Raw genomic sequence first — 24120 nt, 5'->3', positions numbered from 1 at the left:
CTATGGCCTCCGAGGTGCGATATGAGGTCCTCGACGGGCTCAGAGGGGCCGCTGCAGTCGGGGTCATGATCTTTCATTTCTCCATCATCGGGCTCCCGCTCGCACCGCATGGCTATCTGGCGGTCGATTTCTTCTTCGTCTTGAGCGGCTTCGTCCTATCCCACGCTTACGCTGCGCGGCTTGACGCGATGCCACTGGTCGATTTCATGCGGCTGAGACTAATCCGGATGCTTCCGCTCAGCGTGCTCGGACTCTCCATCGGAAGCTTATATTTCCTAATTAGATTTTATACTCAGAATTATTCGCAATACAGCCTGTTCGATATCGTCGTCGGAACGGTGTTCAACACGGCGCTGCTGCCGAAGCCGTGGTCCAGCCCGGCTCCGACCGATACGATCTTCACGACCAATACGCCGTTATGGTCATTGTCGCTCGAGATCCTGATGAATCTCGTCTGGGCGGCCTTCTTTTATAAGGCGCGGTCCTGGATCTTGCTGATCGTTGCGCTCGTATCTGCCGTCGCCATCTACGCTTTCGCACTGGAGAATGGCTCGGCCGATCTCGGCGCCACGTGGCCCACCTATCTGGGCGGTCTCGCCCGGGCGGGATTCGGGTTCTTCATCGGTGTCGTTCTGTGGCGATACCGGCCTGAGCCCGACAAGGGTGGCTTTCTGCCGGAGATCGCAGCGGTGCTGCTCATCGCCGTTCTATTCGTTCCGGACGTCGGCCCGTTATTCGATGTGTTTGTAATCCTCTTTCTGCTGCCCGCGATCATCTATCTCGCGGCCGGCTCGGATTATCGCAAGGAACGGGCGCTGTTCAGGGCCGCGGGCGGGTTATCCTATCCCCTGTATGCCATCCATGTGCCGATCCTGCACTTCATGGTCGGCTCGGTGAAGATCCTCCACATGGAGAATCGCCCGGTCTTCGTCGCCGTGCTGGCCGCGCTTCTCTGCACCGGGACCGCCTATGCGCTGGATCGGTTGTATGATCGCCCGATACGCAGGGTGTTGACGCGGGCCTTGGCCTCCGATCGCCCGCGACCTCTAACCTAGCCGGTAATCCGCCATCCGCGCCCGCCGCGCGCTGCGGCGGTAGGCCATCACCGAGTCGGGCCACAGGGTCGTGTTGCGGCCCTGGGCATCGAGGTACCAGCTGCGGCAGCCGCCTCTCTGCCAGATGCTGTCGGCCAGTCGGGTCCGGATCCAATCGAGGAACCGGGCCTGCGCCTCGGGCCGGACCTCGATCGCCCGGGCGCCGCCGCGCAGCGCCGCCAGGCAGTCGAGGACGTGCCGCACCTGGATCTCGATCATCGAGATGATGGAGTTGTGCCCGAGCCCGGTATTGGGCCCGAGCAGCATGAAATAGTTCGGGAATCCCGCGACCGTGATGCCCTGATAGGCACCCATCCCGTCGGACCAAGCCTCCGCGAGGCGCTGGCCGTTGCGCCCGACGAGGTTCATCCGGGCGAAGCTGCCGGTGACGTCGAAGCCGGTGGCGTAGACGATCACGTCGAGAGCGTGCGCCCGGCCGTCTACGGTGGTGACGCCGGCCTCCGTGATCCGGGCGATGTCGCCGGTCGCGAGGGCCACGTTGGGGCGCTGGAGGGCCGGGTAATATTCGTCGGAGATCAGGACGCGCTTGCAGCCGAGGCGGTAGTTCGGCGTCAGCTTGGCCCGCAGGGCCCGGTCCGGCACCGCCTTGGCGAGGTGGTGGCGGGCCAGGCCCTCGGCCTGCTTGGTCAGTGTCGAGACTTTGGTGAAGCCGAAGAAGGCGCGCAGCTCGTGCAACCAGAACAGGCGCGCCCGCTCAAGCCGCCGGAGAAACGGCAGGCGCCGGTAGCGCGCCTTGGTGGAGTCCGCGATGGCGTGATCGTGCTTGGGCATGATCCAGGGCGGCGTGCGCTGGAACAGGGTCAGGTGGCCGGCGACCTTGGCGATCTCCGGCACCACTTGGATCGCGCTTGCCCCGGTGCCGATCACACCGACACGCTTGCCCGCCAGGTCGACAGAATGGTCCCACGCCGCGGTGTGGAAGGCCGGACCCGCGAAGGCGTCCCGGCCGGGCAGGTCGGGATAGGCCGGATGGTGCAGGCCGCCCATGGCGGAGACGATCGCGCGGGTCGTGATCGGCCCGCGATCGGTCTCGACATGCCAGAGCGCGTGCGCCTCGTCCCAGGTCGCGCCGGAGAAGGCGGTGCCGAGCTGGATCAGGGGCATCAGCCCATGGCGCTCGGCGGTCTCGCACAGATAGGCCTGGATCTCCGGCTGCGGGGCGTACATCCGCGTCCAGTCGGGCTTGGGGGCGAAGGACAGGGAATAGAGGTGCGAGGGCACGTCGCAGGCCGCCCCCGGATAGGTGTTCTCGCGCCAGGTGCCGCCGATATCCTCGGCCTTCTCGATCACCCGCATCGGACCGATCCCGGCCTGCCGGCAGCGGATCGCCATGGCGAGGCCGGAGAAGCCGGCGCCGACGATCAGGACTTCCAGGGGCTCGGAGGCGGGCTCGGTCGCAGGTGCTTTCATCGCGGCGAACTCCCCGATCCGGCCGCGTTCTGCGGCGCGTGGGCCTTGAGGAAGGCCGCGGCCTCGCCGAGCGAGGTCCGCGCCTCCGGGAGCATATGGGCGGCGAACTGCCAGGCATGGGCCACGACCGGGAAGAGCTTCAGCTCGGTCACGACCGCGGCCGCCCGGGCCTTCTCGGCCATGCGGATCGAGTCGTCGCGCAGGACCTCGCGCTCGCCCACGTGGAACAGCAGGGGCGGGTAGCCGGTCGGATCGGCAAAGATCGGCGAGATCCGCGGATCGGCCGGATCGGCATCGCCGAGATACATCGTGCGGATCACCGCCAGCGCCCCGGGGTCGAACATCGCGTCCCGCCAGGCATTGGTGCGCCGCGATCCGTCCTCAGAGACGAAGTCGGTGGCCGGCGAGAACAGGGCGGCCGCCCAGGGCATCGGCAGGCCGCGGGCGCGCGCCTCGCCGATCAGCACCAGGGCCATGTTGGCGCCCGCGGACTCGCCGGCGACGCAGGCCGGCCCCTCGGCGCCGAACGCTTGCCAGACCGCCATCACGTCTTCCACGGCAGCCGGGAACGGGTGCTCGGGGGCGAGGCGGTAATCGGGGACGAAGAGCGTGAAGCCGCGATTGGCCAGCGCGCCGGTCACCGGCCGGTGGGTGCGCGGCGAGCAGGCGATGAAGCCGCCGCCATGGATGTAGAGCATCCGCAGACCCAATCCGGATTTCGGCCGGACCCATTCCCCCCGCACCCCGCCCAAAGTGCCGGGCTCGTAGGTGACGCCCTTTGGGTCGGGGAAGGCCGGCGCCTCGAAGATCCGGCGGAACGCGGCCGCGTCCCGGGCCTTCGACAGGGGGCCGCGCACTTTGTTGCGGACCATCCAGGTGCCCAGATAGGCGCGTAGGCTCGCCATGCTCAGACCTTCCCGCCGGACAGGCGCACGATCGTTTTCCAGTAGCCCACCGGCATCAGGCGCTGAATCAGGGCGGCGCTGCGCGCATCCTTGCCGATCAGGATGCGCGGCTGGCGACGCTCGATCCCCTGGATGATCGTGGCCGCGGCCTCCTCGGGCGAGAGCGTCAGCAGCTTGCCGAACGCCTCGCGCGCCTTCTCGTCCTCCACTCGGGCGCGCTCGGCGGCTTCCGGGTCCGTCGGCGGGCGCGGGCTGCGGGCGCTGCGGGCGATGGCGGTGGCGACGCCGCCGGGATGGACCACCGTGACCCCGAGTCCGGTGCCGGCATATTCGTGCCGCAGGGCCTCGGTGAAGCCGCGCACGGCGAACTTGCTGGTCGCGTAGGCGACCTGGCCGGGCGGCGCGATCAGCCCGAACAGGCTCGACAGGTTGATGATCTGGGCCGCCGGCCGGGCACGCAGCATCGGCAGGAAAGCGTGGCACATCCGCACGACGGCGCGCAGGTTGATGTCCATCAGCCACTCGAAATCGTCGAGATGCGTCTCGTCGAACCGCCCGCCCAGCGCGACGCCGGCATTGTTGATCAGGACGTCGAGGCGGCCGAAGCGCGCCTCGGCCCAGTCCGGGAGCTTCTGGATCGCCTCGGCGTCGGCGAGGTCGAGGACCCGGGTCTCCACGGCGGCACCGGCTGCGCGGGCCTTTCCGGCGACGGCCTCGAGGCCCGCCGCGTCCCGGTCCACCAGCAGAAGGCTGCAGCCCTTGGCCGCCAAGCCCTGCGCCAGGGCGGCGCCGATGCCGCTCGCCGCGCCGGTGAGGAGCACGACCGCGCCCGCGAGTTGGAGTTTCTGGGCCAAGCCTCACCTCCCGTTCCGCCGAGCTTGCCCGACGACGCCATGGGGATAGCCCCAGCCGCGCGGATTGTCTAGGGTGGATACCCTAAAACGGGAATCGAGTGTGATGCTGCGAGGCGAGGGCCGCAGGAGGCGAGGGGGCGACGGCGCGGAACGGCCCACGGGGACACGCGAAAAAATTCTCGCGCAGAGCCTGGCGCTGTTCAACGCCCGCGGCCTGGGCCGGGTGACCACGGCGGAGATCGCCGCGGCATCCGGGATCCGCGAGGGCAATCTGCAATACCATTATCCGCGCAAGAGCGGGCTGGTGGAGGCGCTGTTCACCGCCTTCGAGGAAGAGGCCGAGACGGTGGCCGGGCGCATGCCGGACGACCTCGCCGCCCCTGAGGCGCTGCTCGCCTATCAGCGGGGCTGGTTCGACCTGATCTGGCGCTATCGCTGCATCTATCGGGACGGGATCGCCATGGTGGAGATCGCCCCGGCGCTGCGCCCGCGGGTCCATGCCCTGCGGGCGCGGACGCAGGCGCTCGCCCGCGGCGTGTTCGAGGCGGCGGTTCGGGCCGGACGGCTGCGGATCGCGCCGGATGCCCTGGGGCGGCTGATCGACAACGTCTGGATCGTGTCGAGCCACTGGATGAGCCACCGGCTCCAGGGCAGCACCGAGCTGACCCAGGCCGATCTCGACTGGGGCTTCGCGCAGGTCAGCGACCTGTTTGCTCCCTACCTCGTCATGGACAATCCGGATTGACGGGCCGGTTGGCCCGAACCTTCCATCCGGTGGTCAAGCTCGGACCCGAAGGATGCGATGCCCGACCGCCTGATCCATGCCGGCCTCTCCATCCTGCTGCTGCTGGCGATCGCCGCCCTGTGCTCCAACAACCGCCGGGCGATCCGCCTCCGGGTGGTGCTCGCCGCTCTGGCGCTGCAGGTCGGGCTCGGCGCGCTGGTCCTGTTCCTGCCCGCCGGGCAGGCCGCGCTGAAGGCCGCCGCGGACGTCGTGGTGACGGGGCTCTCCTACGGTGACCGCGGCACCGCGTTCCTGTTCGGCGGGCTGGTCGAGCCGAAGATGTTCGAGCTGTTCGGGGGCTCGGGATTCATCCTGGCCCTGCGGGTGCTGCCGCAGATCCTGTACGTCTCGGCGCTGATCGGGGTCCTGTACCATGTCGGCGTGATGCAGGTGCTCGCCCGGGGTCTCGGCGCGGTGCTCCGGCGGATTCTGGGCACCTCGCCGATCGAATCCTTCTCGGCGGTGATCACCATCGCCATCGGCCAGAGCGAGATCGCGGTGGCGTTGCGCCCGTTTCTGCCGCTGCTCACCGGGGCAGAGCTGTTCGCCGTGATGGCGAGCGGCGCTTCCTCGACAGCCGGGTCCATCCTGGCGGGCTACGCGGCCCTCGGTGTGCCGATGACCTACCTGCTGGCCGCCTCCGTGATGGCGATCCCCGGGGGCCTGCTCTACGCCAAGATCCTGATGCCCTCGGTCGAGCCGACCCGGATCGCCACCACCCGGGTGGAGTTCGGCGAGATCCGGGCGGCCAACATCATCGAGGCGGCCGCCGACGGCACGCAGAAGGGGCTCGCGGTCGCGGTCTCGGTCGGCGCGATGCTGATCGCTTTCGTGGGACTCATCGCCCTGGCGAACGGGATCGTCGGCTATGTCGGCGGTCTGGCCGGTTACCCGGCGGCCTCGATCGAGGGCGTGCTCGGCGGGGCGCTCGCGCCGCTCGCCTGGCTGCTCGGCGTGCCCTGGGAGAACGCACCGCTGGTCGGCGGCGCGATCGGCCAGAAGATCGCCTTCAACGAGTTCCTCGCCTACGCCAACCTGTCGCCGACCCTGAAGGCCGACACTCTCGACCCGCGTTCCCAGGTGATCGTCTGCTTCGCCCTGTGCGGCTTCGCCAATTTCGCCTCGATCGCGATCCAGCTCGCGAGCTTCTCCAGCCTGGTCCCCGAGCGCCGCGCCGAGGTCGCCCGCTACGGGCTGCGCGCGATCCTGGCCGGGACCCTCGCGAATCTGACCAGCGCGGCGATCGCCGGGATGTTCGTGGCCTGAGGGGCGGGGGCGTCAACGGCCGAAAGCGTAGCGTTCCAGCCCGATTTCTTTCGGGGACAGGGAGGTCGGGTCGTGCGCGAAGGGCAGGCCGCGCCCGTCCCGCACTGCGTCCAGGACCTCGGCGAATCCGGTCCGGCAGCGGAAGCCGAGCGCCGTCTCGGCGAGACGCGAAACGTAGACCCGGCCGATGCTGACCGGCAGCGTCCAGCCTCTCCGGGCGTAGAGCTCCGCGGCGTCGGGGAAGTGGCGCGCAATGACGGTTGCGGCGTCCCGCTTGAGGTCTCGTGCCTCGGCGCGGTCGAACGGTGTCGGCGCGCAGAGGAGGAACAGGCCGAACCCGATCTCGGGGGCCCGCAGCAGCGCCGCGACGTGCCCCTCGGCGGCGTCCTCGACGGTCAGGCGCCGGTTTAGGAACTTGTTGGCCTTGAGGTTCTCGCCGGACAGCACCCGGTGCGTGTCGTCCTCCTGCGGGAAGAACCGGGCGGTGCGCAGGACCACGCAGGCCAGCCCGCGCTCGGCGGCGTAGAGGCGGCACAGGCCTTCGGCGGCGAGCTTAATCACCCCGTAGATGTTGCGCGGCGCCAGCGGCCCGCTGGTCTCGTCCAGCCAGATTGCGGCCTCGCCGGCCTCGTCGCGGATCGCCTGGCTGATCATCAGCGAGGTCGTGGAGGTGAACACGAAGCGGTCGTCGCCGGCGGAGACCGCAGCCTCGAGCAGGTTCAGCGTTCCCGTGACGATGCCGTCGATGAAGGCTTGCGCCGAGTAGCGCACGATGTCGGGCTTATGCAGGGCGCCGGCATGGATCGCGGCCTCGATCCCGCGATCGAACGCCAGGCTGACGGTGCCGCGATCCACCACGGAGCCGACCAGATCGGTCTCAGGCCCGGGGCTACGTCGAGGCCGGTCACCCGATGGCCGCGGGCGCGCAGGCGCGGGGCGAGGAACCGGCCGAGCCAGCCGGAGGAACCGGAGAGCAGGACGTGAATGGCCCGACCTTTGGGGACCGGGGCTCCCGCATCGGGGATCGCCGGGACGTGTGGAAGCATCCGGCAAGGCTCCCGCCGTCAGCGACTACCCGGAATGAGATCGCCTGAAGAAATCCGATCCTGCGCAGGTGATCAAGATCGTCCGCCAGGCCTGCGCGCACAAAAAAGGCGCCGCTTCGTGTGAAGCGGCGCCCCAAACCATCCGGTGGATGGATGTCTCAGTTGAACGTGTCGATCTCAGCCGACTCGTAGCTGGTGACTTCCATGCCGACGCAGATTTCGGAAACGACGGGAGCGGACCAGGCCATGTTTTCCTCCAAGAGATGAACGATGGGACGATGCCGACGACAATCCCCGGACCATTCAGCGACCCGGGGCGGGGTCGACTTAGTTGAAGGTGTCGATCTCGGCCGACTCGTAGCTCGTGACTTCCATGCCGACGCAGATCTCGGACACGATCGGGGCAGACCAAGCCATGGCGTTTCTCCTCGCTGTTGATGAGGACCATATAGGCAATATCTTGGGCGCAATACAAGCGAGCACAACACTTATATTTCTCATATGGACGCCGCCCGATCCGGCCGCGGCCTTCCAGCAACGCTGCCGCACCGTCATGCACGACGCCCGGGATGGGACCCGGTTTCGGCTTGACGGATTTTTCCGGCAGGGGCACGAGGCAGCCGCGCGGGGCGTCCATCCGGGGGCGCCGCGCTCCCTTTCAGCATCGACCAGCGAAGCGACGTGCCAGACCGATCGTGCCTGCCGTGCCCGGCGACGCGCCGTCATCCCGCCTGAGCCGCTGAGAGGCCCGGCCGCGGGGTAAGCGGCGTGGCTCACCGGTCGCGGCCCTGAGAGCCAGCAAGACCGGCGGCGCGCCGTCTCGTCACCCGAGAGGCGAGGCCATGAACGAGATCGCCCCCATCGACGCGCGCGTCGACCCGTCCGTGCTGGCCGCACGCCTGTCGGACGAGCGCGCCCCCGACATCGTCGAGGCCCTGAACGAGGAGGCCCCCGAGGTCGCCGCGGCGATCATCCTCGGCCTGTCGATGGAGCGGGCGATCGAGGTTCTCGACCAGCCGGAGCTCGACTGCGCGGCCGACATCATCGAAATGCTGCCGCGCGACCGGGTGGCCGCCTACCTCTCGGGCATGTCGGCCGACCGGGTCACGGACGTGTTCCGCGAGATCGAGGAGCCCGGCCGGTCCGACCTGCGCGCCCGCCTCGACGCCGAGACCCGCGGCGCGGTCGATCGCTTGTCGGCCTACGGCGAGGAGACGGTCGGCTCGCTGATGACCACCGAGTTCGTCACGGTGCCGGGCACCTGGACGGTGGGCCAGACGCTGGAGCACATCCGCCACGTCGAGAAGACTCGCGAGACCATCTACGCGATCTTCGTGCTCGACCCGCGCACCCGGGCGCTCACCAAGGCCGTTCCCCTGCGCCGGCTGATCTCGGGCGACCCGAACGACAACGTCCTCAGCGTCGCCCCCGGCCGGCGGCCGCTGGCCGTCTCGCCCACGGCGAGCCGCGAGGAGGCCGCCCGGCTGATCTCGAAATACGACCTGCTGGCGCTGCCGGTGGTCGATGCGGTCGGCCACGTGATCGGCATCGTCACGGTGGACGACATGATCGACGCCATGGTCGAGAAGCAGACGCAGGACGTGCAGCGCTTCGGCGGCATGGAGGCGCTGCCCGAGCCCTACATGGATATCGGCTTCTTCACGATGATCCGGAAGCGGGCCGGCTGGCTCTGCGCGCTGTTCCTATCCGAGATGCTGACCGCATCCGCCATGCAGGGCTTCGAGGGCGAGCTGGAGAAGGCGATCGTCCTGACGCTGTTCATCCCGCTGATCATGAGCTCGGGCGGCAATTCCGGCTCGCAGGCGACCTCGCTGCTGATCCGGGCGCTGGCCCTGCACCAGATCCGTCTGAGCGATTGGTGGCGGGTGGCCCTGCGCGAGTTGCCCACCGGCATCGTGCTGGGCAGCATTCTCGGGATCATCGCGGTGATCCGGATCGTCGCCTGGCAGAAGTTCGGCCTCTACGATTACGGCGAGCACTGGCCGCTCGTCGCCGCCACGGTCGGTGCGGCCCTGGTCGGCATCGTGATGTTCGGCTCGCTCGCCGGCTCGATGCTGCCGTTCATCCTCCAGCGGATCGGCTTCGACCCCGCCACCGCCTCGGCCCCGTTCGTGGCGACCCTGGTCGATGTGACCGGGCTGGTGATCTATTTCTCTGTGGCGCTGCTGATCCTGCGTGGGACGCTGCTGTAGGGGGCGTCGCCGGTGCCACCGGTCCCGAAATCTTGAGGTCGGCCGCACAAGCGACCCTGTCATGCGGGCTCCGCTCCGCGTTGCCCGCATGACGGAGTGGATGTTTGCGGTCCTGAATCGCTTCCAGCGTTCTAGGTGTTTGCTAGCGATTAGATTTTTCGTCAGGCGTCTGCTTTCGACACAACCTGGCCGTATACGACAGGCTTCGAGGCTATCAAAAGCGGACCTACACGCCACCGCTGCTCCGGTATCGATACGCCTATTGCGCCACTGGTCGGGGCCAAAGAATGTTCGATCAACCCTGGTTAAGCGACGCGCCAAGGTGATCCATGATTGCTCTCACCTTCGCAGACGGTCTCGGACCCGCCGGGAAGACCGCGTAGACCTCGGCAGGATCGAGCCGATAGGGCTCAAGCAACTGGACGAGCTGGCCGGCACGCAGCTCATCCCCGGCCATGACGCGAGTCGCCAGCGCGATGCCCATCCCGGCCACCGCAGCGGCCAGGATCCCCGGCGCCGAGTTGATCCAGAGGCGCGCGGGGACATCGACGGTGGTGACGGTCCCGTCGCGCGTGAAGCGCCAGCTCTCGCGACCGAACATGCCGTGCTGCACGATGCAATCGTGCCGAGCGAGTTCGGCCGGGATAACGGGTGTGCCGCGGGATGAGAGATAGGCCGGCGACGCGACCACCAAGCGTTCGACCGTCGCAAGCCTGCGGGCCCCAAAGGTTGAGTCTGCCAACGGGCCGACGCCGAGGCGGATGGCGATGTCGACCCCGTCCGTGACGAGATTTTGGCGCGCGTCGCTCATGGTGATCTCGATCCGGAGGCCCGGATGCCGGGCCAGGAACGTCGTGAGCGCGGGGACGACGGCCCGGGAGCCGTAGAGCACCGGCATCGCCAGACGGATCGCGCCCTGGAGCGAGTCCACTCCCCGGGCCGCCTGCTCGGCCTCCTCGACCTCCGCGAGGAGGGATCGCGCGCGTTCCAGGTACAGGCTGCCGGCTTCCGTTAGGGAGATGCTGCGGGTGGTGCGCAGCAGCAGTGTCGTGCCCAGCCGCGCCTCAAGCGCGCCGACGATGCGCGACACGGAAGGTTGCGAGAGCATCAGTTCGCGTCCCGCGCGCGAGAGGCTGCCGGTCTCCGCCACGCGGACGAACACGGCCATCTCCTGCCAACGGTCGCTCATTCGTATTCCGGATAGATGATCTCCGGAGCGAACGGATACATCGACTGAGGTGGATAGGCTACCTCCCCTACGGGGCGCCGTCGCAGCGGCCCGACCATCCACAGCCTCAGCCTAATAGGAGAAGGATTTGCAATGGCCATCAAGATCTACGGCGACCCAGGCTCCGGCAGCCGGCGCCGCGTCACCGCGGCGGCCGCCGCCATGGGCGTGAACATCGAGGTCGTGGACATCGACCTCTTCAATGGCGAGAGCCACACGCCCGAGTTCTTGGCGTTGAACCCACACGGACTGTCGCCCGTGATGGTGGACGGAGACCTCGTCCTTTACGAGTCCGCGGCCATCAATCTCTATCTCGCCGAGAAGGCGGGGAGCGACTTGGCGGGTCGAACGACGCGGGAGCGGTTCGAGATCCTCCAGTGGATGTTCTGGTCGGGCGAGCAGTGGCGCGTGTTCGCGACCCTCACCTTCGACGAGGTGCTTGCTAAGCGCTTCATGGGTCAGCCCGCAGAGGAAAGCATCGTCAAACTGGCGGCCGACAAGATCCGCGCTGCCGCCGGCGTGCTGGACGCGCACCTCGCGAAGCACAGCCACATCGTCGGCGACCGCCTAACGCTGGCCGACTTCGATGTCGCGGGCCCGTTCTCGCAGAACGAGCGCACGAAGATCCCGCTGAACGAGTTCCCCAACCTCGTGGCCTGGCAGCAGCGACTGCTAAAGACGGTACCGGGTTGGGCGGCCACGAAAAGCGAAGTCGACGCGCGTATCGACGGTGCTCTCGAAGCAGCCGGCATCCGACTATGAAAAAGAGCGTCGGCGGCTCTCACGGTCGACCGGCGCTGTACCTTCGCGAAAGGTCGAGAGCGGGCGCAAATGCGATGTCCGCGTCGTCGCTCAGCCGTCCGAAAGCGGACCGGCAGATATCCACCCTTCTCAGACATCGGCATGGCTCTGCCGATTAAGTTCTGACCCTAAAAGCCCCAAATTCCGATACAATATCGCTCTGTCTGCGGACGGACTGGAAGATACCGTCTCACCCTAAAGCCGCAACCAGACGCTTGCGCTGGACCTTGCCGTTGGCCGTCCGGGGCAGGGCCTCCAGAAACCGGATCTCCCGCGGGCGCTTGTAGGCGGCCAGCCGGCTCTCGCACCAGGCGAGCAGGTCCGCCGCGTCGGGCTCGGCGCCGGGCTGAAGCACGACGAAGCCGCAGATGACCGAGACGTCGGCGCGGACCGGCAGCTCGGCCACCCCGACCTCCGCCACGGACGGGTGGGCGGAGAGCACGGCCTCGACCTCGTTCGGCGAGACCCGGTAGCCCATCGCCTTCATCAGGTCGTTGTTGCGGCCCTCGAACCAGACGTAGCCGTCGGAATCGAGCCGGGCGAGGTCGCCGCCGACGAACCAGTCGCCGCGCATCACCTCGGCCTCCTCGTCGGGACGGTTCCAGTAGCCGAGCATCAGCGCCGGCTCCGAGCGGTGGACCGCGAGCAACCCGGTCTCGCCGGCGGGCAACGGCATGGGCTCGCCCTCCACCGGCAGGATCGCCACGCGCCGCCCGGGCTGCGGCCGGCCCGGGGAGCCCGGGCGGACCGGGATGGTCGGGCCGCTGGAGATGTAGGTGGAGATCTCGCTCATCCCGAGCGCCTCGTAGAGCGGCTTGGCCGTCGCCTTGGTCCAGGCCTCCAGCAGCTCCACCGACAGGGGCTCGCCGGCGGTGCAGCCGTGGCGCAGGCTCGATAGGTCGTGCCGGGCGAGATCGCCGTATTTCAGGATCTGGCGGTAGAGGGTCGGGACCGCGGCGAACAGGGTGGCGCCGTATTCTGCGATCAGGCGCGGCCAGACCGCGGGGTCGCGGGGGCCGTTGTAGAGCACCGCGGTGGCGCCCACCGACCACGGATCGCTCAGGCCCACGCCCAGCGTGTAGGTCCAATTCATGGTGCCGGCATGGAGCATCACGTCGGATTCGGTGAGCCCGAGCCAGTGCGCGACCATCGGCCAGCGGCCGTAGGCGGCCCGGTGGGCGTGCAGCACGCCCTTGGGCCGGCTGGTGGTGCCGGAGGTGTAGATCAGCATCGCCGGGTCGTCGGCGGCGGTGTTGGCGTAGTCGGGCAGCGCCGGCCCGGCTTTCAGAGCGGCGACGGCGCCAGCATCGAGCAGAAGCCGGTTGCCCAGGGCCTTGGGCGGGACCGTGCAGCCGCCGCCGACCACGATCGCCGCCGCGCCGGAATTCTCCATCAGGAACGCGGCCTCGCCCTCGGTGAGCTGCGGCGAGGACGGCAGCGCCACAAGGCCCGCCGCCAGGGCGCCGAAATAGACCAGGACGTAATCGGCCTCGTTGCCCATCCGGATCATCACCCGGTCGCCCTGCTTCAGCCCGAGGCCGAGCAGGCCCGCCGCGATGCTGCGCACCGCCCGGTCGACCGCGCCGAAGCTGAGCCGGCTGGCGGTTCCGTCGCCGACCAGCACCAGGGCGGTCTTGTCCGCGCGCAGCCGCGCGTTCTCGGCCAAGCAATACCGGGCCGCGTTGAAGCGGGCCGGCGGGTGACGATCGTGGGGCCGGAGGGCATCGGACAAAGGGCGTTCCCCGTGGTCAAGGGTTTTGCCCGGGTGTCCCGCATCGGCGCCGCGCCCGTCAACCGTGGGTGGGGCCGGTGCCGATGCGATGCGCGTCAGGTTCGGCGCTGGGTCTGGCCCTCCTGCTCCTCGAAGCCCTTGAGCACCTTGTCGAGGGTCATCGGGTACTCGCGGATCCGGATGCCGGTGGCGTTGTGGATCGCGTTGGCGAGCGCCGCCCCGGCACCGCAGATGCCGAGCTCGCCGAGACCCTTGCTCTTGAGTGGGTTCGCCTTGTCGTCGAGTTCCGGCAGGAACACCGCGTCGATCGCCGGAATGTCGGCATGGACCGGCACGTGGTACTCGGCCATGTCGTGGTTGACGAAGAAGCTGTAGCGGGAGTCGACCACCGCGTCCTCCATCAGCGCCGCACCGACGCCGAAGGTCATGCCGCCGATCGCCTGGCTTCGCGCCGTCTTCGCATTGAGGATGCGGCCGCCGGTGAAAACGCCCAACATTCTTCGCAGCCTGATCTCACCGGTGTCGGCGTCGACACCGATTTCGGCGAAGTGAGCGCCGTAGGAGTACTGCGAGAATTTCTGCTTCATCTCGCCCGGCTTGATCTCGCCGGTCGCCTCCAGGCCGTTCTTGGCGAGGTCGGTCAGGGTTTCTGTCCGGTTCCCGGACGTTACGGCCCCGTCCCGGAAGGTCGCGCCCTCCGGGTTGAGATCGCCCGCCTTCAGCAGCGCCTCCCGCAAATTCTCGCAGGCGATGTAGAGCGCCGAGCCCGACGAGCCGGCGCCGAACGAGCCGCCGGAGCCGGCCGCGAACGGGAAGTCGGTGTCGCCCATTTCGACCCGCACCCGCTCGGGGGGCAGGCTCAGCATCTCGCCGGCGATCTGGGTAAGGATCGTGTAGGTGCCGGTGCCGGGATCGGTCATCGCCATGCGCACGACCAGGACGCCGTCCGGCCCGAGCCGCACCTTGGCGGCGGACGGCATTAGCGGGTTGAGCCGGGCGGCCGCCGACATGCCCATGCCGACGAGCCAGTTGCCCTCGCGCCGGCTGCCCGCCGCCTGGCGCTTGTCCCAGCCGAACAGGCGGGCACCCTCGCGCATGCAGGGCACGAGCTGGCGTGTGGAGAACGGCACCTTCTTCTCGGGGTCCTCGGCGGGCTCGTTGCGCACCCGCAGCTCGATCGGATCGATCTTCAGGTGCTCGGCCAACTCGTCCATGGCGCACTCGAAGGCGAGCTGACCCACGGCCTCGCCCGGCGCGCGCATCGATGACGCGATCGGCATGTTCAGGTTGACGAGCCGGTGGCGCGTGACGCGGTTCTGCGCCGCGTAGAGCGAGCGGGTAACGTTGGCGGAGGTCTCGAAGAAGCCGTCGCCTTCGGCGGTGTCGGACCACGATTCGTGGCCGATCGCGGAGAGCCGTCCGTCCTTGTCGGCCCCGAGCCGGATCCGCTGGATCGTGTCGGTGCGATGGGTCGCGACGTGAAATTCCTGCTGCCGGGTCAGCGCGACCTTCACGGGCCGCTGGATGACCTTGGAAGCCAGGATCGCCAGGGTCGCCTCGGGCTGGACCTGCAGCTTCGCCCCGAAGCCGCCGCCGATATAAGGGCTGACGATCCGGACCTTCTCAGGGGCCAGCTTGAGCACCGACCCCAGCGCCTTCTGGCCGCGGTTCGGCATCTGGTTGGAGGTGTACAGCACCACGCCGTCGCCCTCCCAGGAGGCGATTGTGGCGTGCGGCTCCATCTGGGCGTGGATCTGCGGCGGCGTCGTATACTCCACGTCAAGCTTCACCGGAGCCGCCGCGAAGGCCGCGTCGAAATCGCCGAGCTTGGAATCCGGGGGCGAGTTCATGGGCTTCGGCTCGTAGGCCGCCGCCATGTTGTCCTTCAGCAACGCCCTGGGCTTGGCCGCGTCGTACCGGACCTTGACCAGCATCGCGGCGGCCCGGGCCTGCTCGAAGGTCTCGGCGACCACGAAGGCCACGGGCTGCCCGTAGAACTTGATCTCGGTGCCCTGGAGCTGCGGCCAGACCTGCTCCTTCTTCTCGCCCTGCTCAGGCACGTTCTCATGGGTCAGGACCAGGATCGTCCCCGGGGCCCGGCGGGCGGCCTCGGCGTCGATGGCCTGGATCGTTCCGGCCGCGATGGAGGCCGGCACGATGTAGCCGTAGGCCGGGTTCTTCAGGGCGCAGGTCTCATAGGCGTAGGGGGCGTGCCCGGTGACCTTGAGCGGACCCTCGACGCGGTCCAGCGGCTTGCCGACGAGGCCGTCGGGCCGGTCGTCGAGGGGCGTCCGGCCGATCGGCTGGTTCATCTCCATGGGACTGGTCCTTGCTGGATTTTACGCGCGGGTCGCTTGCGCCATGACGGCGCGCAGGGTCCGCCGCGTCAGCGGGATCTTGAAGTCGTTGGCGCCGTAGCCGCGGGCGCCCTTCAGAGCGGCGTCGGCGGCGGCATCGGCGGAGCCGGTCCGCACCAGCGCCTCCTCGGCCTCGGCCACGCGCCAGGGCTTGTGCGCCAAGCCGCCGAAGGCGAGCCGCGCGGCGGTAGGTTTGCCGCCTTCGGCGCCTGTGATGATTGCGGCCACCGACACGGTCGCGAAGGCGTAGGAGGCCCGGTCGCGGACCTTGCGGTAGATGTGCTGGCCGGCCACGGGCTTCGGCAGCGTCACCGCGGTGATGATCTCGCCCTTGCGCAGGTCGGTCTCGATCTGCGGCGTGTCGCCTGGCAGCCGATGGAAGTCGGCGATCGGGATGGTCCGCGCCTGCCCGGCCGGATCGACCGTCTCGACGGTCGCGTCGAGCGCGCGCATCGCGACGTTCATGTCGGACGGGTTGGTGGCGATGCAGGCCTCGCTCGCGCCGAGCACCGCCATGATCCGGTTGAACCCGCCGATTGCCGAGCAGCCCGAGCCGGGCTCGCGCTTATTGCAGGGCATTGCCGTGTCGTAGAAATAGTAGCAGCGCGTCCGCTGGAGCAGGTTGCCGGCGGTGGTGGCCTTGTTGCGCAGCTGGCCGGAGGCCCCCGCGAGCAGAGCCTTCGCCAGGACCGCGTAATCCTTGCGCACCCGCGGGTCCGCGGCGAGGTCCGCGTTCCGCACCAGGGCACCGATCCGCAGGCCGCCCTCCGGCGTCGCCTCGACCTTGTCGAGGGGCAGCCGGTTCACGTCGATCAGCGTCGCCGGGGTCTCGATCTGAAGCTTCATCAGGTCGAGCAGGTTGGTGCCGCCGGCGATGAACTTCGCGTTCGGCCGCTCGGCCGCGAGCTTGGCCGCGTCCTGCACGGTGGCGGGACGCTCGTAGGTGAAAGCCTTCATGTCCGCCCCCTCAGAGGTTGCTGGCGGCGGTATCGCGGATCGCCGCGACGATGTTCGGGTAGGCGCTGCAGCGACAGATGTTGCCGCTCATCCGCTCGCGGATCTCGGCGTCGCTGAGACTCGGATGTGACGCGATGTCGTCCGTCACGGCGCTCGGCCATCCGGCCTTGGCCTCGCTCAGCATGCCCACCGACGAGCAGATCTGGCCGGGTGTGCAGTAGCCGCACTGGAAGCCGTCATGCTCGATGAAGGCTGCCTGCATCGGATGGAGCTTGTCGCCGGTCGCCAAGCCCTCGATCGTCGTGATCGCTTCGCCCTCGTGCATCGCCGCCAGCGTCAGGCAGGAATTGATCCGCCGGCCGTCCACCAGCACCGTGCAGGCACCGCATTGACCATGGTCGCAGCCCTTCTTGGTGCCGGTGAGGGCGAGGTGCTCGCGCAGGGCGTCCAGGAGGGTCGTACGGGTGTCGAGGATCAGGTCACGCGGCTGGCCGTTGATCGTCAGGCGCACCGGCATGGTCTGCGCGGCGGGATCGCCGGGTGCCGCCGCAGCGGTGGCCGGACGCAAGCCGAGGGCGCCGAGCGCACCGGCGGCTGCGCAGCCTTCCACGACGGCGCGCCGTGTCAGGGCGAACGGCTTCGTCGGAATCTCGTCAGTCATGCTGCTATCCCGCCCATGCGCGACGCTCACGGCGCGGCGCAGCCTGGAATCCAATGTCCCAACGTCAGCGTCCGCGGATTAGATCCTGTCCAGACTGCGCCCGTTCATCGCGGCCCCGCTGGCGCGGTCGAGCGTCCGGCCCTGGTCGATCACCGGGCCCGATCCAGGTGAAGCGGTCGGAACACGCGTTTGGGAATTCTCAGTATGGCCGTCACCGTCCCGACCCTGCCCCTCAACGACGGGCGCCACATTCCGCAACTCGGCTTCGGCTGCTGGCAGCTCTCGGACGCGCAGGCGCCCGAGCTCGTCGGTCATGCGCTTCAGGCCGGGTATCGGCTGATCGACACCGCTGCCGCCTACGGCAATGAGGAGGGTGTCGGGCGGGGGATCCGCGAGGCTCAGGTGCCGCGCGCGGATGTCTTCCTGACCACCAAGCTGTGGAATGATCGGCAAGGCCGCGATGCGGCGCGCAAGGCCTTCGACGAGAGCCTGAAGCGCCTCGGGCAGGATTATGTCGATCTCTATCTGATCCACTGGCCCTGTCCGCAGCGGCGGCTGTTCGTGGATACGTGGCGGACACTGATCGAGCTTCGCGACGAGGGCCGCGCCAAGTCGATCGGCGTCTCGAACTTCACGCCGGAGCACATCGCCACGCTGATCGGCGAGACCGGCGTCGCGCCTGCCGTCAACCAGATCGAGCTGCATCCGCGGTTCCAGCGCGCGGAGCCGCGGGCCGACGATGCCCGTCGCGGCATCGTGACCGAGTCCTGGAGCCCGCTGGGGCAGGGCAAGGAGCTGAACGATCCGGTGATCGTCGCCATCGCCAAGGCCCACGACAAGAGCCCGGCCCAGGTGGTGCTGCGCTGGCAGGTGCAGATCGGCTGCGTGGCGATCCCGAAGACCGCCCGGCCCGAGCGCATCGTCGAGAACGTCTCGGTGTTCGACTTCGTGCTCAGCGACACCGAGTTGACTCAGATCGCTGCCCTCGATCGGCCGGATGGGCGGATCGGACCGGATCCCGCGACCTTCTGCTGAGCGCCACGCCCTTCGGCAGCGCAGCATAACACCGCGTCGCAAAAGATTTATGCTCAAGGCTAGCATATCTAGACAGACGGGTCCGACGCCCATAAGTTAGACGGCACAATGCTCAAACTGAGCATAATGGAGGACGCCATGACGGCGACCGTGTCACCCGTCTCTCGCACGTCGGTTCCGGGCCTGCCGCTGCCGGATCTCTACGCCCGTGTCAGCCGCCACGTTCCCGCGATCGAGTGGCCGGCGCTCGCCCCCGATATCGAGGCGATCCTGCGTCTGAAGCGCGAGCGCAATGCCGTGATCCTGGCGCACAATTACCAGGCACCGGAGATCTTCCACACGGTGGCCGACATCGTCGGCGACAGCTTGGCTCTGGCGCGGGAGGCGGTGAACGTCGATGCCGACGTCATCGTTCTGGCGGGCGTCCACTTCATGGCCGAGACCGCCAAGCTCCTGAACCCGGGCAAGACCGTGCTGATCCCGGATATGGGCGCGGGCTGCTCGCTGGCCGATTCGATCACGGCCGCCGACGTGCGCGGCCTCCGGGCCAAGTACCCCGGCGTGCCGATCGTGACCTACGTGAACACCTCCGCCGCCGTGAAGGCCGAATCGGACCTGTGCTGCACCAGCGGCAACGCCGTCGCTGTGGTGCGGTCGCTGAACGCTCCCCGGGTCCTGATGATCCCGGACGAGTTCCTGGCCCAGAACGTCCAGGCCGAGGTGCCCGAGGTCGAGATCCTGACCTGGGCTGGGCATTGCGAGGTGCACGAGCGCTTCACGCCCAGCGATATCCGCGACGTCCGCGACAGCTATCCCGGCGTTACGGTGATCGCGCATCCGGAATGCCCGCCGGACGTCGTCGCCGAATCGGACTTCTCGGGCTCGACCGCAATGATGATGGATTTCGTGCTCCAGAAGCGCCCGAGCCAGGTCGTGCTGGTGACCGAGTGCTCCATGGCCGACAACATCGCGGCGGCGAACCCGGATATCGAGTTCATCAAGCCCTGCAACATGTGCCCGCACATGAAGCGGATGAGCCTGAAGAACATCCGCCGGGGTCTGGAGACGATGACCCACGAGGTCACCGTCGACCCGGCGCTCGCCGACCGCGCCCGGGCGGCGGTCGAGCGCATGCTGCTGGTGCGCTGACGATGAACGCCGTCTCTCCCAACACGGCCGACCGCGTCGTCGTGGTCGGCGGCGGCGTCGCCGGGCTCAGCGTTGCGCTGCGGCTCGCGCCGCGTCCGGTGACGCTGATCACCGCCTCGGCCCTGGGGCTCGGCACCGCTACGGGCTGGGCGCAGGGCGGCATCGCCGCCTCCGTCGGGACCGACGATGCGGCCGCGCTCCACGCCGCCGACACCGAGGCCGCCGGCGCCGGGCTGACCGAGCTCGAGGTGGCGCTCCGGGTCGCCCAGGAAGGTCCCGCGCTGATCGACTGGCTTGTGCAGATCGGCGTCTCGTTCGACCGCGCCGACGACGGCGCGCTGGCCCTCGGTCTCGAGGCGGCCCACGGCCGCCGCCGCATCGTCCGCTCCGGCGGCGACGCCACGGGCGCCCGGGTGCTGGAAGGCCTGGTGCGGGCGGTCCTGTCCGCCCCCTCGGTCGAGGTGGTCGAGGCCCGCGCCTGCGGCCTGCTGCGGGACACGAACGGCGCGGTGGCCGGCATCGTGGCCGAGCGTGACGGCGCCCGGTTCCGCATCCCGGCCCGCGCCGTGGTGCTGGCCACCGGTGGTGTCGGCGCCCTCTATGCGGCCACGACGAATCCGCCCGGCGCCGTCGGCGGCGGCCTCGCGCTGGCCGCCCGCGCCGGGGCGGTGATGCGCGACATGGAGTTCGTGCAGTTCCACCCGACCGCCATCGCGGCCGGCGCCGACCCGATGCCGCTGGCCACCGAGGCTCTGCGCGGGGAGGGGGCCCGGCTGATCGACGAGACCGGCGCGGCCGTCATGGCCGGGATCGCGGGCGGCGACCTCGCCCCGCGCGATGTGGTCGCCCGCGGCATCTTCCAGGCACTTCAGCGCGGCCGCACGGTCTATCTCGACACCCGCGGCGCGCTCGGGGCCGCGATGCCGACGCGCTTCCCGACCGTGGCTGGCCTGTGCGTCGCCGCCGGCATCGACCCGGCCGTGCAGCCGATCCCAGTCCGCCCGGCGGCCCACTACCACATGGGCGGGGTGAAGGTGGACGCGCATGGCGCCACCTCGGTGCCGCGCCTCTATGCCTGCGGTGAAGTCGCCTCGACGGGGCTGCACGGCGCCAACCGGCTCGCCAGCAACTCCCTGCTCGAGGGGCTCGCCTATGCCGGCTTCATCGCCGACGCCCTCGACGCCCCGCTTCCGGGCGCGATCGTGCCCGAAACGGCGGCTCCTCGCTCGACGCCGGATCTGCCGGCGATCCGCAGGCTGATGGAGGCAAAGGTCGGCGTCGTGCGCGACACCGCCGGCCTCACCGAGGCGGTGGCGGCCCTTGAGCCCCGTGCGGACCATTGCGACGCCGCCCTGGTGGCGCTGATGATCGCCCGGGGTGCGCTGTCCCGCGAGGAGAGCCGCGGCGCCCATTGGCGCAGCGACTTCCCCCACACCGCCCCGGCGGCGCATACCGAGACGACCCTCGCCGCGCTGAAGGCCGAGCGCCGCGAGACCATCGAAGCAGGGACGGAGCTGACGCCGTGACGCAATCGGTCCTGACGGAAGAGATCCTGCCCCTGCCGCGGCTCCTGGTGGAGCCGACCGTGCGCGCCGCCCTGGTCGAGGATCTCGGCCGGGCCGGTGACATCACCACCGACGCCATCGTGCCGCCCGGCGAGCGGATGCGCGGCGTGATCGCGTCCCGTCAGGACGGCGTCATCTCCGGCACCGACGCCGCGTCCATCGCCTTCGCGCTGATCGATCCGGCCGTGACCGTCACGGTCGAGCGCGGCGACGGCGCCCGCGTGTCGCCCGGCGACGTGGTCCTGCGCCTTGAAGGGCCGGCCCGGGCGATCCTGACTGCCGAGCGCGTCGCCCTGAACCTGCTGTGCCGGATGTCCGGCGTCGCCACGGCCACGAACGGCCTCGTCGAGGCGGCCCGCCCGCACGGCAAGGCCTCGATCGTCTGCACCCGCAAGACCACCCCGGGCCTGCGTGCCCTGGAGAAGCACGCGGTCCGGGCCGGCGGCGGCTCCAACCACCGCTTCGGCCTCGACGATGCGGTGCTGATCAAGGACAACCACGTCGCGGTGGCCGGCGGCATCGTGCCGGCGATCGAGCGCGCCCGGGCCCGGGCCGGCCATCTGGTCAAGATCGAGTGCGAGGTCGACAGCCTCGATCAGCTGGAAGAGGCCCTCTCGATCGGGGTCGACGCGGTGCTCCTGGATAATATGGGCCCCGATCTGCTGACCCGCGCCGTCGCGATGATCGACGGCCGCGCCCTCTCGGAGGCCTCCGGCCGGATCACCCGCGAGACCGTGGGCGCGGTGGCGGCCTCGGGCGTCGACCTGATCTCCTGCGGCTGGATCACCCATTCGGCGGCGATCATCGACCTGGGCCTGGACGCCGCCTGAGACAAGAGACTCCCTCCCTGTGTTCGGGGAGGGGACAACGCGCTTCATTCCAATGTCATCGGGTTCGGGTGACACGTCTTCGCCGCGTTCGCGGCGGTGAGGGATTAAGTCTTCCGCCCCGCATCCGGCTTGCTAAGGTCGCGCACGACAGTGCCGCCATCGACCGGATACGCCCGTGCGCCAAGCCCTGAGTTCCGCGGCTGCTCCGGCGGTCACCCTGCCCACCGCGCCGGTGGCACGAAAACCCGGCGCCGTCCGGCACGGGCCCGGCCCGGCGCTCATGCTCGGGGCGCTCGGCGTCGTCTACGGCGATATCGGGACGAGCCCGCTCTACGCCTTCAAGGAGGCCGTGAAGGCGGCCACCGCGGGCGGCGCCGCAGTGCCGGCGGCGGCGCTGGGGGCTGTGTCGTTGATCCTGTGGTCGCTGATCCTGATCGTGTCGCTGAAATACGCGGTGCTGATCCTGCGCGCGGACAACCGGGGGGAGGGCGGCATCGTCGCCATGCTGGCCCTGCTCGGCGCCCGGCAGGCGCGGCCGGGGACCTGGAAGGCCGTGCTGCTGGTCATCGGGCTAGTTGGCGCGGCCCTGCTCTACGGCGATGGCGCGATTACCCCGGCGATCTCGGTGCTCTCGGCCATCGAGGGGCTCAAGGTCGATGCGCCGGTGCTGACCCCGTTCGTGGTGCCGATCACGCTGGTGATCCTGGTCGCCCTGTTCGCCGTCCAGCACAAGGGCGTGGCGGTGATCGGCCGGGTGTTCGGCCCGGTGATGCTGATCTGGTTCGTGGTCCTGGTCCTGCTGGCGATCCCGAGCATCCTGCGCGCCCCGGAGATCCTGGGCGCGGTCAATCCCTGGCGCGCCGTGGACTTCCTCGCCCATGCGGGCTGGCATGTGAGCTTCATGATGCTCGGCGCGGCCTTCCTGGCGGTCACCGGCGGCGAGGCGATGTATGCCGATCTCGGCCATTTCGGTGCCCCGGCGATCCGCGTGGCCTGGTTCGGCCTCGTCCTGCCGGCGCTGCTGATCCATTATTGCGGGCAGGGCGCCCTGCTGATGGCCGATCCGAGCGCCATCGAGAACCCGTTCTACCTGCTGGCCCCCGAATGGGCGCATTATCCGCTGGTCGCCCTGGCGACGATGGCCACGGTGATCGCCTCGCAGGCGGTGATCTCGGGCGTGTATTCGCTCACCCAGCAATCGATCCAGCTCGGCTTCATGCCGACGATGCGGGTGGTCCACACCGATCAGGACGAGCGCGGCCAGATCTACGTGCCGGCGGTGAATTGGCTGCTCGCTGCGGGGACGCTGACCGCCGTCGTGGTGTTCGAATCCTCCGATGCGCTCGCCGGGGCCTACGGGATCGCGGTCTCGGCGCTGATGGGCATCACCACCCTGCTCGCCGCCCTCATCGCCCTGCGCTGGGGCTACAACCCGATCCTGGTCTTCGCGGCTAACGGCTTCTTCCTGGCCATCGACGCCCTGTTCTTCGCCGCCAACAGCGTGAAGCTGTTCGAGGGCGGCTGGTTTCCGTTGGTGCTCGCCGCCGCGGTCGCCTTCCTGATGCTGACCTGGATGAAGGGTAACCACGTCCTGGAGGCGGTGCGCGAGACCATGCGCCAGCCGGAGGCGACGTTCCTGGCCCGCCTCGCGTCTCACCCGCCCGTCACCCTGCCGGGCACCGCGGCCTTCCTTACCGCCGCCACCGAAGGCATCCCGATGGCCCTGGGTCGGCTGGTCGAGCGCAGCCGCTGCCTGCACGAGCGCATCCTGCTGATCACCGTGATCTACGAGGAGGCCCCGGTGATCCCCGCCGAGGAGCGGGCGCAGGTGACCTTGGTCGCCCAGGGCATCCGCAAGGCGATCTCGAAATATACGCCAGGCATGGAGCGCGTCGTCCTGCGCTACGGCTTCATGCAGACGGCCTCGATCCCCGAGGGGCTTCAATGCGCGGTGAAGAGCGGCCTGCTGCCGCCGGAATATCTTGAGGATCTGACCTACTTCGTCGGCCACGAGGTGGTCATCCCGTCGGCCAGACCCGGCATGGCCCTGTGGCGCCAGGGCCTGTTCGCCTTCATGAAGCGGAATGCCGAGCGCACCGGCGCCCATTTCTGCCTGCCGACGCGGCAGATCGTCGAGGTCGGGACCGAGATCGAGATCTAGCGGCAAGCCCGAGGCAGACGTTGATCGAGTGCACCACATGCACTAATTTCG

21 protein-coding genes are annotated in these 24120 nt (G+C 69.1%); 10 read left to right on the top strand and 11 right to left on the bottom strand.

Annotation, left to right across the window (positions count from 1 at the left end; translation table 11 throughout):
- Positions 1–2: 2 nt before the first annotated feature.
- Positions 3–1055 carry an acyltransferase gene (locus tag AKJ13_RS10115; RefSeq protein WP_050733210.1) on the top strand — a complete coding sequence of 351 codons (1053 nt, stop codon included), beginning with the start codon at positions 3–5 and terminating at the stop codon, positions 1053–1055.
- Here AKJ13_RS10115 and AKJ13_RS10110 read toward each other — a convergent pair.
- From AKJ13_RS10110 to AKJ13_RS10100, 3 genes are read right to left on the bottom strand one after another with little or no spacing between them, the layout of a single operon-like run.
- Complete coding sequence (locus AKJ13_RS10110; RefSeq protein ID WP_050733209.1) at positions 1047–2525, bottom strand: NAD(P)/FAD-dependent oxidoreductase; 1479 nt, start codon at positions 2523–2525, stop codon at positions 1047–1049. The two genes, AKJ13_RS10115 and AKJ13_RS10110, sit on opposite strands and share 9 nt — an antisense overlap.
- A complete protein-coding gene (locus AKJ13_RS10105; RefSeq protein ID WP_050733208.1) occupies positions 2522–3430 on the bottom strand; it encodes an alpha/beta hydrolase in 909 nt (302 codons plus the stop codon). Before AKJ13_RS10105 ends, AKJ13_RS10110 begins: the two co-directional genes overlap by 4 nt.
- Before the next feature lie 2 nt (positions 3431–3432).
- Positions 3433–4284, bottom strand: a complete 852-nt coding sequence (locus AKJ13_RS10100) for an SDR family NAD(P)-dependent oxidoreductase (protein ID WP_050733207.1) — start codon at positions 4282–4284, stop codon at positions 3433–3435.
- A 103-nt stretch (positions 4285–4387) separates the two neighbouring features.
- On the opposite strand from AKJ13_RS10100, the gene AKJ13_RS10095 reads away from it, so the two are divergent.
- Together AKJ13_RS10095 and AKJ13_RS10090 are read left to right on the top strand one after the other, a co-directional pair.
- Positions 4388–5029: a TetR/AcrR family transcriptional regulator gene (locus AKJ13_RS10095; RefSeq protein ID WP_050733206.1), complete on the top strand. Its 642-nt coding sequence runs from the start codon at positions 4388–4390 to the stop codon at positions 5027–5029.
- A 57-nt stretch (positions 5030–5086) separates the two neighbouring features.
- Complete coding sequence (locus AKJ13_RS10090) at positions 5087–6334, top strand: nucleoside transporter C-terminal domain-containing protein (RefSeq protein WP_050733205.1); 1248 nt, start codon at positions 5087–5089, stop codon at positions 6332–6334.
- A gap of 12 nt (positions 6335–6346) precedes the next feature.
- On the opposite strand, the gene AKJ13_RS10085 is transcribed toward AKJ13_RS10090, so the two are convergent.
- From AKJ13_RS10085 to pqqA (AKJ13_RS10075), 3 genes are all read right to left on the bottom strand, one after another.
- The gene (locus AKJ13_RS10085) at positions 6347–7189 is read right to left on the bottom strand and encodes an NAD(P)-dependent oxidoreductase (protein ID WP_348270936.1); all 843 of its coding nucleotides are present in this window, start codon (positions 7187–7189) and stop codon (positions 6347–6349) included.
- Positions 7190–7538: 349 nt separating this feature from the next.
- Positions 7539–7628 (bottom strand): pyrroloquinoline quinone precursor peptide PqqA, encoded by a 90-nt coding sequence (pqqA, locus tag AKJ13_RS10080; RefSeq protein ID WP_007559225.1) that lies wholly within the window; start codon positions 7626–7628, stop codon positions 7539–7541.
- Positions 7629–7707: 79 nt separating this feature from the next.
- A complete protein-coding gene (gene pqqA / locus AKJ13_RS10075; RefSeq protein ID WP_007559223.1) occupies positions 7708–7797 on the bottom strand; it encodes a pyrroloquinoline quinone precursor peptide PqqA in 90 nt (29 codons plus the stop codon).
- Positions 7798–8222: 425 nt separating this feature from the next.
- Between pqqA (AKJ13_RS10075) and mgtE the strand changes: the two genes are divergently transcribed.
- Positions 8223–9593: a magnesium transporter gene (gene mgtE, locus AKJ13_RS10070; protein ID WP_050733204.1), complete on the top strand. Its 1371-nt coding sequence runs from the start codon at positions 8223–8225 to the stop codon at positions 9591–9593.
- Positions 9594–9888: 295 nt separating this feature from the next.
- Here the strand turns inward: mgtE and AKJ13_RS10065 are convergent, their stop codons facing one another.
- A complete protein-coding gene (locus AKJ13_RS10065; protein WP_050733203.1) occupies positions 9889–10782 on the bottom strand; it encodes a LysR family transcriptional regulator in 894 nt (297 codons plus the stop codon).
- A gap of 132 nt (positions 10783–10914) precedes the next feature.
- Between AKJ13_RS10065 and AKJ13_RS10060 the strand changes: the two genes are divergently transcribed.
- Positions 10915–11583, top strand: coding sequence for a glutathione S-transferase family protein (locus AKJ13_RS10060; protein WP_050733202.1), 669 nt, complete (start codon positions 10915–10917; stop codon positions 11581–11583).
- 229 nt (positions 11584–11812) lie between these two features.
- On the opposite strand, the gene AKJ13_RS10055 is transcribed toward AKJ13_RS10060, so the two are convergent.
- From AKJ13_RS10055 to paoA, 4 genes are all read right to left on the bottom strand, one after another.
- Positions 11813–13354, bottom strand: a complete 1542-nt coding sequence (locus AKJ13_RS10055) for an AMP-binding protein (protein ID WP_050733201.1) — start codon at positions 13352–13354, stop codon at positions 11813–11815.
- 95 nt (positions 13355–13449) lie between these two features.
- Positions 13450–15672: a xanthine dehydrogenase family protein molybdopterin-binding subunit gene (locus AKJ13_RS10050; protein ID WP_050733200.1), complete on the bottom strand. Its 2223-nt coding sequence runs from the start codon at positions 15670–15672 to the stop codon at positions 13450–13452.
- Positions 15673–15693: 21 nt separating this feature from the next.
- A complete protein-coding gene (locus AKJ13_RS10045) occupies positions 15694–16668 on the bottom strand; it encodes a xanthine dehydrogenase family protein subunit M (protein ID WP_050733199.1) in 975 nt (324 codons plus the stop codon).
- 10 nt (positions 16669–16678) lie between these two features.
- Positions 16679–17329 carry an aldehyde dehydrogenase iron-sulfur subunit PaoA gene (gene paoA, locus AKJ13_RS10040; RefSeq protein WP_050733198.1) on the bottom strand — a complete coding sequence of 217 codons (651 nt, stop codon included), beginning with the start codon at positions 17327–17329 and terminating at the stop codon, positions 16679–16681.
- Positions 17330–17533: 204 nt separating this feature from the next.
- On the opposite strand from paoA, the gene AKJ13_RS10035 reads away from it, so the two are divergent.
- From AKJ13_RS10035 to AKJ13_RS10015, 5 genes are all read left to right on the top strand, one after another.
- Positions 17534–18364, top strand: coding sequence for an aldo/keto reductase (locus AKJ13_RS10035; RefSeq protein WP_050733197.1), 831 nt, complete (start codon positions 17534–17536; stop codon positions 18362–18364).
- 138 nt (positions 18365–18502) lie between these two features.
- Positions 18503–19513, top strand: a complete 1011-nt coding sequence (gene nadA, locus AKJ13_RS10030) for a quinolinate synthase NadA (RefSeq protein ID WP_050733231.1) — start codon at positions 18503–18505, stop codon at positions 19511–19513.
- 2 nt (positions 19514–19515) lie between these two features.
- Entirely contained in the window at positions 19516–21039 is a 1524-nt protein-coding gene (locus tag AKJ13_RS10025; RefSeq protein ID WP_050733196.1) for an L-aspartate oxidase, read from the top strand.
- Positions 21036–21908 (top strand): carboxylating nicotinate-nucleotide diphosphorylase, encoded by an 873-nt coding sequence (gene nadC, locus AKJ13_RS10020; RefSeq protein WP_200905608.1) that lies wholly within the window; start codon positions 21036–21038, stop codon positions 21906–21908. The genes AKJ13_RS10025 and nadC overlap by 4 nt, the downstream gene beginning before the upstream one ends.
- A gap of 280 nt (positions 21909–22188) precedes the next feature.
- Entirely contained in the window at positions 22189–24069 is a 1881-nt protein-coding gene (locus AKJ13_RS10015; protein ID WP_244471579.1) for a KUP/HAK/KT family potassium transporter, read from the top strand.
- Positions 24070–24120: the final 51 nt, after the last annotated feature.

It is taken from the genome of Methylobacterium sp. ARG-1 (assembly GCF_001262595.1).
Lineage (GTDB): Bacteria > Pseudomonadota > Alphaproteobacteria > Rhizobiales > Beijerinckiaceae > Methylobacterium > Methylobacterium brachiatum.
Note: the sequence above shows the minus strand (reverse complement) of the source record. Positions and strands in the feature narration are given on the sequence as shown.

Bases quoted from the DNA above. Each gene is read 5' to 3' on its own strand.
- AKJ13_RS10060 (WP_050733202.1), top strand. From the start codon at position 10,915: ATGGCCATCAAGATCTACGGCGACCCAGGCTCCGGCAGCCGGCGCCGC.
- AKJ13_RS10105 (WP_050733208.1), bottom strand. From the start codon at position 3,430: ATGGCGAGCCTACGCGCCTATCTGGGCACCTGGATGGTCCGCAACAAA.
- AKJ13_RS10065 (WP_050733203.1), bottom strand. From the start codon at position 10,782: ATGAGCGACCGTTGGCAGGAGATGGCCGTGTTCGTCCGCGTGGCGGAG.
- AKJ13_RS10095 (WP_050733206.1), top strand. From the start codon at position 4,388: ATGCTGCGAGGCGAGGGCCGCAGGAGGCGAGGGGGCGACGGCGCGGAA.
- AKJ13_RS10115 (WP_050733210.1), top strand. From the start codon at position 3: ATGGCCTCCGAGGTGCGATATGAGGTCCTCGACGGGCTCAGAGGGGCC.
- AKJ13_RS10050 (WP_050733200.1), bottom strand. From the start codon at position 15,672: ATGGAGATGAACCAGCCGATCGGCCGGACGCCCCTCGACGACCGGCCC.
- pqqA (WP_007559225.1), bottom strand. From the start codon at position 7,628: ATGGCCTGGTCCGCTCCCGTCGTTTCCGAAATCTGCGTCGGCATGGAA.
- AKJ13_RS10090 (WP_050733205.1), top strand. From the start codon at position 5,087: ATGCCCGACCGCCTGATCCATGCCGGCCTCTCCATCCTGCTGCTGCTG.
- AKJ13_RS10015 (WP_244471579.1), top strand. From the start codon at position 22,189: ATGCTCGGGGCGCTCGGCGTCGTCTACGGCGATATCGGGACGAGCCCG.
- mgtE (WP_050733204.1), top strand. From the start codon at position 8,223: ATGAACGAGATCGCCCCCATCGACGCGCGCGTCGACCCGTCCGTGCTG.
- AKJ13_RS10025 (WP_050733196.1), top strand. From the start codon at position 19,516: ATGAACGCCGTCTCTCCCAACACGGCCGACCGCGTCGTCGTGGTCGGC.
- AKJ13_RS10045 (WP_050733199.1), bottom strand. From the start codon at position 16,668: ATGAAGGCTTTCACCTACGAGCGTCCCGCCACCGTGCAGGACGCGGCC.
- AKJ13_RS10035 (WP_050733197.1), top strand. From the start codon at position 17,534: ATGGCCGTCACCGTCCCGACCCTGCCCCTCAACGACGGGCGCCACATT.
- pqqA (WP_007559223.1), bottom strand. From the start codon at position 7,797: ATGGCTTGGTCTGCCCCGATCGTGTCCGAGATCTGCGTCGGCATGGAA.
- AKJ13_RS10110 (WP_050733209.1), bottom strand. From the start codon at position 2,525: ATGAAAGCACCTGCGACCGAGCCCGCCTCCGAGCCCCTGGAAGTCCTG.
- paoA (WP_050733198.1), bottom strand. From the start codon at position 17,329: ATGACTGACGAGATTCCGACGAAGCCGTTCGCCCTGACACGGCGCGCC.
- nadA (WP_050733231.1), top strand. From the start codon at position 18,503: ATGACGGCGACCGTGTCACCCGTCTCTCGCACGTCGGTTCCGGGCCTG.